The sequence below is a fragment of the Ruminococcus sp. Marseille-P328 genome (genome assembly GCF_964249465.1).
Taxonomy (GTDB): domain Bacteria; phylum Bacillota; class Clostridia; order Lachnospirales; family Lachnospiraceae; genus Blautia_A; species Blautia_A faecis.
Window position 1 is genome coordinate 1 of record NZ_CAXUBQ010000075.1, and the last position, 744, is coordinate 744.

The window sequence follows — 744 nt, forward strand, 5'->3', positions numbered from 1 at the left end:
CTTTTGATTCTCATTGTTGATCTTTGTCTGCTCTCACAGACTAAATCGATGTCTTCCTATCTTACGTTTTAACGTTTGTATCAAGGATATTTGATTAAAGTTTAATCAAATTTACATGTATGCAGTTTTCAAGGTACATATCTGACTGAATTTTTATCAGTCATTAGAAATCTTAAATATCAGAAAGCTTCTATTTAAAACCTCTAATCACTGGTAAAACCAGTTATCATAACAGCACTTCCCTGCTGAATGGGTTAACACCAGTCCATCAGTTTTCATCTTTTACCGTTCTGTTTCCGACAGAACTCACTTACCGGTGTCTGTTTCTATATGAACAAGTTCTTCACTTGTTTTTTTCTTTGATCCGGCGCCCACCTGCTCTCCCACATCGTCTCCAATGCAGTACCATCGGCCGCTCAGGTCTTAACCGTCGTGTTCGGGATGGGAACGGGTGTTTCCCCTAAGCGCATCGACACCGGAAATATCGGTTATCGACTTTCTTATTTTTTTTATAAGTAAGCTACTTGATAACTCAACAGTAAAACACATTTCGATTTTCTACTTCTTCCTTAGAAAGGAGGTGATCCAGCCGCACCTTCCGATACGGCTACCTTGTTACGACTTCACCCCAGTCATCGGTCCCGCCTTCGGCAGCTCCTCCCTTGCGGTTAGGTCACTGACTTCGGGCGTTACTGACTCCCATGGTGTGACGGGCGGTGTGTACAAGACCCGGGAACGTATTCA

General features: G+C 42.9%; 2 rRNA genes. Both read right to left on the reverse strand.

Annotated features, from left to right (window positions below):
* Nucleotides 1-362: 362 nt before the first annotated feature.
* Nucleotides 363-480 (reverse strand): 5S ribosomal RNA (gene rrf / locus ACESTK_RS20495).
* A gap of 93 nt (nucleotides 481-573) precedes the next feature.
* Nucleotides 574-744: ribosomal RNA gene (locus tag ACESTK_RS20500) — 16S ribosomal RNA — on the reverse strand; the annotation flags it as partial.